Annotated in this window: 6 protein-coding genes and 1 pseudogene; 1 reads left to right on the top strand and 6 read right to left on the bottom strand. The window is 72.6% G+C overall.

Annotated features, from left to right (window positions below; translation table 11 throughout):
• Together AQJ67_RS38145 and AQJ67_RS38140 are read right to left on the bottom strand one after the other, a co-directional pair.
• Positions 1–664, bottom strand: a 664-nt coding sequence (locus tag AQJ67_RS38145; RefSeq protein ID WP_167366248.1) for an amidase family protein, incomplete at its 3' end; no start/stop codon positions are given.
• Positions 661–1182, bottom strand: a complete 522-nt coding sequence (locus tag AQJ67_RS38140) for a DUF6668 family protein (protein WP_062724087.1) — start codon at positions 1180–1182, stop codon at positions 661–663. The genes AQJ67_RS38140 and AQJ67_RS38145, both read right to left, overlap by 4 nt.
• A 271-nt stretch (positions 1183–1453) precedes the next feature.
• Here AQJ67_RS38140 and AQJ67_RS38135 point away from each other — a divergent pair, with 271 nt between their 5' ends.
• Positions 1454–2893: a tetratricopeptide repeat protein gene (locus AQJ67_RS38135; protein ID WP_062724086.1), complete on the top strand. Its 1440-nt coding sequence runs from the start codon at positions 1454–1456 to the stop codon at positions 2891–2893.
• Between the two features lie 25 nt (positions 2894–2918).
• Here the strand turns inward: AQJ67_RS38135 and AQJ67_RS38130 are convergent, their stop codons facing one another.
• The 4 genes and pseudogenes from AQJ67_RS38130 to rarD form a co-directional block, all read right to left on the bottom strand.
• On the bottom strand, positions 2919–3869 hold the full coding sequence (locus AQJ67_RS38130) for a M28 family metallopeptidase (RefSeq protein WP_062724085.1): 951 nt from the start codon (positions 3867–3869) through the stop codon (positions 2919–2921).
• A 158-nt stretch (positions 3870–4027) separates the two neighbouring features.
• Positions 4028–4264 (bottom strand): annotated as a pseudogene (locus tag AQJ67_RS50840) (cupin domain-containing protein); the annotation flags it as partial.
• A gap of 381 nt (positions 4265–4645) precedes the next feature.
• On the bottom strand, positions 4646–5128 hold the full coding sequence (locus AQJ67_RS38120; RefSeq protein WP_062724084.1) for a VOC family protein: 483 nt from the start codon (positions 5126–5128) through the stop codon (positions 4646–4648).
• A gap of 448 nt (positions 5129–5576) precedes the next feature.
• Positions 5577–6575 (bottom strand): EamA family transporter RarD, encoded by a 999-nt coding sequence (gene rarD / locus AQJ67_RS38115; protein ID WP_425264215.1) that lies wholly within the window; start codon positions 6573–6575, stop codon positions 5577–5579.
• Between the last annotated feature and the right edge of the window lie 69 nt (positions 6576–6644).

The following is a 6644-nucleotide window of genomic DNA, read 5'->3' as shown; positions in this document are numbered from 1 at the left end:
CACCACCCCACACCCCGTCACCCCACACCCCGTCACCCCCCGTCATCACGTCCCAATACGCCGCCACATCCCCCACACACCGCGCGAGCACCCCCAGCGCCATAAGCCCCGTACGGTCGGCCGACGGCAGCCGTCCGTTGCTGGTCTTCAGGCCGACGACCCCGCACCACGCGGCAGGGATCCGCACCGAGCCGGCCCCGTCGCTGCCGGTCGCGAGCGGTACCAGCCCTGCCGCCACCGCCGCGGCCGAGCCGGCGGAGGAGCCGCCCGGTGTCCGGTCGGGATGCCAGGGGTTGGCCGTGGGGCCGTATCGGCCGAGTCCCCAGGTCTGCCAGGGAGTTCCCGGCCCCGGAACGGATGTCGCGCCGACCGCCACGCATCCCGCCGCGAGGAGCGGGGCCGCTGTCCGCAGCCCACGCCGCCCCTTGACCGCGATCGGCACGCCGGCCAACGGCAGTCGCTCGCCCGCGTCGACCCGTGCGTCCACGTCCCGGGCCCGCCGCAGGGCCTCCTCGTCCCACACTTCGATGAACGCGGACAGGACGGGGTCGGCCCGTTCGATGCGTTCGAGGGCCGCCGCCACGGCATCGACGGCGCGAAGGGCCCGCGAGCGTACGGCCGAGGCGATCTCGGTGGCCGACGGTTCGGCAGCGGCCGGGCTCAGCGGGAGTGCCCCGTCAGCCGGGCCAACGCCGCCGCCTCCCGTGGCCGTTGCCCGCCCAGTTCGCCGAGCCGCCAGGCGGGCACCCACGGCACCCGGTACACGTCGATGACCGACTCGATCACCTTGACGCGCTCGGCGAGCGGCCTCGGCAGCCGACCCGGCGCGTCCGCGACCAGGACGACGGCGTCGAGATCGAGCCCGTGCGGAGCCGCACCGCGCCGGAAGATCTCCAGGGCGCCCAGGGCGGCGGCCAGCCCGGCCGCGTGCGTGCGGGCCACGAGCAGTACCGACTGCGGATCGGCAGGGCCGGGCCAGGCGCGGCCACAGTCCTGGCCGCCGTAGACCGTGGCGAGCGTCGTGGCACCCGCCCCGCCGTGCACGCCGACCCAGGAGAAGCGCCGGGGCGTGGCGGCGGCAGGGGAGGGCGAGGGCTCCTCGGGCAGGGGCGCCGGCCCGCGGATCCAGATCTCCGGCCCCGGCTCGGACCGCCCCTGCTGCACGTGCATGTCACTCCGCATGCCCGCACTCCTCCCTCGTCACCACAATGATCATCGAGCCAGGCATGAGAACGCTGTGAGGTGGCACAAGCTCCTGGAACGAGTCTGTGACGTCCCGGTGACGCCCGCGCCGCGCGCGGCCGGAGAGACTCGACAGTACGTGTACGACGTGTCCGATCTGTACTACCGGATGTTGACGCCGGGGAAGCGGAACACGACGGCGGGAGGGGGCACCATGGGACCCGAACGCGTCGGCCGCGAATCTCCCCGGCGCATGCGAGTGAGGGAAGCGATGTCTCGACTGAGCCGCGCGATGAAGCGGGAACAGAAACGCGCCGCGGCCTTTGCGGGCCCCGTGGCCGCGCCGATCGACGTGCGCGTTCCCGGCGTCGGCCCGGGCGCGGCCGGCGCGTCGATCGGCGGCGTCCCCGTGACCGCCGTCCCCGGCGAGGAGATCCAGCGCACCGTGCTGACCCACCTCCAGCGCATCGCGGTCGCCAGCGGCCACCCCGTGCACGCCACGATCCACGACGAGCGCATCGGTTACGTCGTCCCGCTGCGGGTGGCGGCGGACGGCTCCAGCGAGTTCACCGCCGAGCCGGTACGGACGGCTCCGCCCAGGGAACCCTCGGTGCAGCCGGGGCCTGCGGTAGCGCCGGTTGCGCCGGTTGCGCCGGTTGCGCCGGTAGCGCCGGAAGCGCCGGAAGCGCCGGAAGCGTCGGCCGCGCCGATCCAGCAGGACCCGGCGCCCCATCCGGACAGGCCCACGCGCGTCCTACGCCCGCTGCCGGGCCCGGAGCGGGACGCCTCGCCCACCTTCCGGCTGCGGACCTTGCCCGGATCGGGCCCTGAGCCGGTGCGGGACCCCGTGCCCGGCACGGTCGCGCCGCCGCTGGGGGAGTTCGGCCCGCCCCCGCTCATGGACGCGAAGCCGGAGCCGACGGACGTGCCGCAGGGTGCCGTACCGGAAGACGCCGTACCGCAGAACGTCGTACCGGAAGCTGTCGTACCGGAAGCTGTCGTACCGGAAGCTGTCGTACCGGAAGCTGTCGTACCGGAAGCTGTCGTGCCGGAAACCGAGGCGTCGCAGGCCGAGGCGTCGCAAGCCGAGGCGCGGCGAGCCGCCCCGCGCCCGGCCCCCCTCCTCCTTCCCGCCCCCACCCCCGATCTCGACCCGGACCCCGGCTTCACCCCGCCGCGCGGCTTCGACGCCGTGGCCGAAGCCGTTCTCGGGGACGCGGAGCCGACCACGACCGCCGATGCCTCGCCCTTCGCCGATCAGATGGTGCGGATCAACGAGGCCGTGAAGGAGGGCCGGACGGCGGAGGCGACCGAGCTCGCGGAGCGGACCGTGGCCCAGGCTTCGGCGGTGCTGGGGCTGGAGCACCCCGAGGTGCTGCGGATGCGTGAACTCGCCGCGTACATCGCCTACCTGGCCGGCGAACCGGAGCGTGCCTTCGGCCTCTCCCTCGACGTGGCCCGTACGCACCACCGGCTCCGGGACGCGGAGGCGTCGTACGGCAGCCTGCACGGCGCGGCCACGGCGTGGCGGGCGGTCCGGGACCCCGCGCTGGGCCTGGCCCTGGGCCGTGACCTGATCGGTCTGTGGAGCGAGCTCGTGGCGGAGGGCGGCCCCGCCGCCGAGGAGGCCGACGAGCTGGAGTCGGCCCGTGCCCGCATGGACCGTCTCGCCGCCCGAGCCGCCAAGTCGGCCGAACCGCCCACCGCCTGAAACGCCCGCTGCCCTTGGCCTGCCGCTACTGCGACAGCTCCCACACCGCGTACGCGACCGCGTCGCTGTTGCGGTTCAGGGCGGTGTCGTTGATGTTGGACGTGGTGTCGCAGGACGAGTGGTAGCAGCGGTCGAAGGACTGCCCGGCCGTACCGCCCCACTTGGTCACCTGAGCCGCGGTCTTCGTACGGCTCGCCCCGGTGAACAGGCCGCCCACCGGCACACCCGCGCTCTTGAACGGGGCGTGGTCTGAGCGGCCGTCGCCCTCGGTCTCGATCTCGGTCGCGACGCCGAGGCCGGCGTAGTAGTCCTTGAAGGTCTTCTCGATCGCGGGGTCGTCGTCGTAGACGAAGTAGCCGGGGTTGGGTGAGCCGATCATGTCGAAGTTCAGATAGCCGGTGATCTTCGCGCGGTTCGCGGAGGAGAGGTTGTTGACGTAGTAGCGGGAGCCGACGAGCCCCAGCTCCTCCGCGCCCCACCAGGCGAACCGCAGATGCTTGGTGGGCTGGTAGCCGGCCCGCGACACGGCGAGCGCGGTTTCCAGGACGGCCGAGGAGCCGGAGCCGTTGTCGTTGATGCCGGGGCCGGAGGAGACGCTGTCGAGGTGCGAGCCGGCCATCACGACCTGGTTGGTGTCGCCGCCGGGCCAGTCGGCGATCAGGTTGTAGCCGGTGCGGCCGGAGGATGTGAACTGCTGGATGGCCGTCGTGTATCCGGCGGCGTCCAGCTTGGCCTTCACATAGTCGAGGGAGGCCTTGTAGCCGGGGCGGCCGTGGGCCCGGTTGCCGCCGTTGGCGGTGGCGATGGACTGGAGCTGGGTGAGGTGGGCCTTCACGTTCGCCACGGGTATGTCGGGCGCGGCGGCCGCCTCGACGGCGTCCTCGGGTGCGGCGCCGGCTATGGATCCGCTGGTCAGAAGCGTGGCGGCCGCTACAACCGCGGCCGCCGACGCGCGCCAGGAGACGGAGAGCTTCATGGTGGGGGGCTCCGAATTCCTTGGGGAATCACGGGGATTCCTCAGTGAATGGGGTGCCTGGATGGTCGAGGTGGGGCTGACTCTCCGTCAAGAGCGCTATTCGGACTGGGAGTTCGTATAGGGAAAACCCTCTAGTCGCCGCCGACGTGACCTGCGCGTCAGGTCAGGCCGACGCGCAGATGCCGTCGCTCGGCCAGTTCCTCCGCGCCGACCACCGTGAGGACCGGGCTGCCGGGCGGCGCGAACATGGTCACCACCAGCTGCGACTGCGCGTCCGGAAGGTTGTTGGCGCCCTGGTAGTGGATCACGTCGCCGCCGGGCTCGAACAGGGCGTCCCCGGCCTTGAGCACGCGGGGCGGCTGCCCCTCCAGCTCGAAGAGGATCTCGCCCTCGGTGACGTAGCCGAAGAGCGGACCCGGGTGCCGGTGCGGCGGGGCGCCGGGGCGCCGGGGTCGCCGGGCGACAGGGTGACCCGGATGGTCCTGGCCTCGGCGCCGGCCGGGATCCGGCCCGCCGCCTCCGACAGGGTCGCGAGCACCTCGACGCCCGGGGGCAGGTGAGGGTGTTCAGCACTCATGTGTGTCCTCCAGGGGCGACGGCCGACCGGGCAGAAGCGGTCGACCGGGCAGAAGCGGTCGACCGGGCAGAGGAGGTCGACCGGGCAGAGGAGGTCGACCGGACAGGGACTGCCGACAGCAAGGACCGGTCGGCCTCGCCGTTTGTGACAGCCCCGTCGTCCCGCGCCGCCTACCCCGCCCCCGGAGTCGGGTCACCGCTCACTGCACGCAGAACTCGTTCCCCTCGGGGTCCGCCATCAACGCCCACTCCCCGCCGGGCTCCTTCACATGCCGCAGCACACTCGCCCCGAGCCCCCGCAGCCGCTCGACCTCGGCCTCGCGCTCCCCGGCCGCGGCGTGCAGATCGAGATGGAGCCGGTTCTTGACGCTCTTCGCCTCCGGCACCCGCTGGAACAGCAGCCGCCGCCCCCGCCCGGTGCCGCTGTCCTTGTCGTACGGGTCGTCCGGATGCCGTACGGCCACCAGGTCCCGGAAGGCGAGGCGGGCCTGGAACTCGACGACGTCCTCGCGCGGCAGCACGCCGAGTTCCAGGAGCCGCTCGATCAGGGCGTTGTTGTCCTCGATCTCGTAGCGCAGCGCTGCGGCCCAGAAGACGGCCTGGGACTGCGGGTCGGCCGAGTCGATGACGAGCTTCCAGTGCAGGGGTGCGGGGGTGGGCGTGGATTCCGGTGCCTTTGTCATGCGACCACTCATAGGGGCGTGCGAGCGGGGTGGCAACGGGAATCGCCGTGATGTCCCCAGTCTCGGCGTCCACCACGGCGGACTCGGGCGTCCTGGCTGCGGCACCGGGGTGTCCCGGCTGTGGCACCGGGTTCCCGCTACGGCATTCGGGCGTTCGCTACGGCGGATTCAGGCGTCCGGCTGTGGCACCGGGCTCCTGCTACGGCACTCGGGCGTTCGCTACGGCGGACTCGGGCGTCCGGCTGTGGCACCGGGTTCCCGCTAGGGCACTCGGGCGTTCGCTACGGCGGACTCGGGCGTCCGGCTGTGGCACCGGGCTCCTGCTACGGCACTCGGGTGTCCTGGCTGCGGCACCGGGGCGTCCCGGCTGTGGCGCCGGGTTCCCGCTACGGCACTCGGGCGTTCGCTACGGCGGGTTCAGGCGTCCGGCTGTGGCACCGGGCTCCTGCTACGGCACTCGGGCGTCCGCCACCGCGGACGCGGGCTGTTCCACCCTCGGCACGCTGAACTCCGTCGGCCTGCTCCGGCGCGCGGAGCGCCACGCGTCGGCCGTGAGCAGCGTCAGCGCCAGCCACACAAGCGCGAACCCGGCCCACCGCTCGGCTGGCATCGCCTCGTGGAAGTACAGGACGCCGAGCAGGAACTGGAAGACCGGCGCCAGGTACTGGAGCAGTCCCAGCGTCGACAGCGGCACCCGTATCGCGGCCGCGCCGAAGCACACCAGCGGCAGCGCGGTGACGATTCCGGTGGCCGCGAGCAGCGCCGCGTGGCCGGGCCCCTGTGAGCTGAACGTCGACTCGCCCTGGGCCGTCAGCCACACCAGGTATCCCACGGCGGGCAGGAACTGGATCGCGGTCTCCGCGGCCAGCGACTCGACGCCGCCGAGGTTGACCTTCTTCTTGACCAGCCCGTACGTGGCGAAGGAGAAGGCGAGCGTGAGGGAGATCCACGGCGGCCGGCCGTACCCGACGGTCAGCACGATCACCGCGGCGAACCCGACCCCGACCGCCGCCCACTGCACCGGCCGCAGCCGTTCCTTCAGCAGCAGGACGCCCATCGCGATGGTGACGAGCGGATTGATGAAGTATCCGAGCGACGCCTCCACGACATGGCCCGAGTTCACGGACCAGATGTAGACGCCCCAGTTGACGGTGATCACGGCCGCGGCCACGGCGACGAGCGCCAGTCGCCGCGGCTGCCGTATCAGCTCACCCGCCCAGGCCCAGCGCCGTACGAAGACCAGTGCCACCGCCACGAACACAAGGGACCAGGCCATCCGGTGGGCGAGGATCTCGACCGCCCCGGCGGGCTTCAGCAGAGGCCAGAAGAGGGGGACGAGCCCCCACATGCCGTACGCCGCGAAGCCGTTCAGCAGTCCTGTACGCCGTTCACCCTGCGACTTCCCGCTCACGGGCCCCTCCTTCGCGCACCCCGGCCGCGTCGGCATGGCGGCCTGCACGAAGGTAACGCCGAACACCCCCGCGTGTCATGCCCGTATCGCCATACGGTCATGACA

It is taken from the genome of Streptomyces caeruleatus (genome assembly GCF_001514235.1).
Classification (GTDB): domain Bacteria; phylum Actinomycetota; class Actinomycetes; order Streptomycetales; family Streptomycetaceae; genus Streptomyces; species Streptomyces caeruleatus.
This window is presented reverse-complemented; position numbering and strand designations above follow the sequence as displayed.

What these genes read in the sequence shown, in the direction of transcription:
- AQJ67_RS38130 (WP_062724085.1), bottom strand. Translation starts at nt 3,869, where the DNA reads ATGAAGCTCTCCGTCTCCTGGCGCGCGTCGGCGGCCGCGGTTGTAGCG.
- AQJ67_RS38120 (WP_062724084.1), bottom strand. Translation starts at nt 5,128, where the DNA reads ATGACAAAGGCACCGGAATCCACGCCCACCCCCGCACCCCTGCACTGG.
- AQJ67_RS38140 (WP_062724087.1), bottom strand. Translation starts at nt 1,182, where the DNA reads ATGCGGAGTGACATGCACGTGCAGCAGGGGCGGTCCGAGCCGGGGCCG.
- rarD (WP_425264215.1), bottom strand. Translation starts at nt 6,575, where the DNA reads ATGCCGACGCGGCCGGGGTGCGCGAAGGAGGGGCCCGTGAGCGGGAAG.
- AQJ67_RS38135 (WP_062724086.1), top strand. Translation starts at nt 1,454, where the DNA reads ATGTCTCGACTGAGCCGCGCGATGAAGCGGGAACAGAAACGCGCCGCG.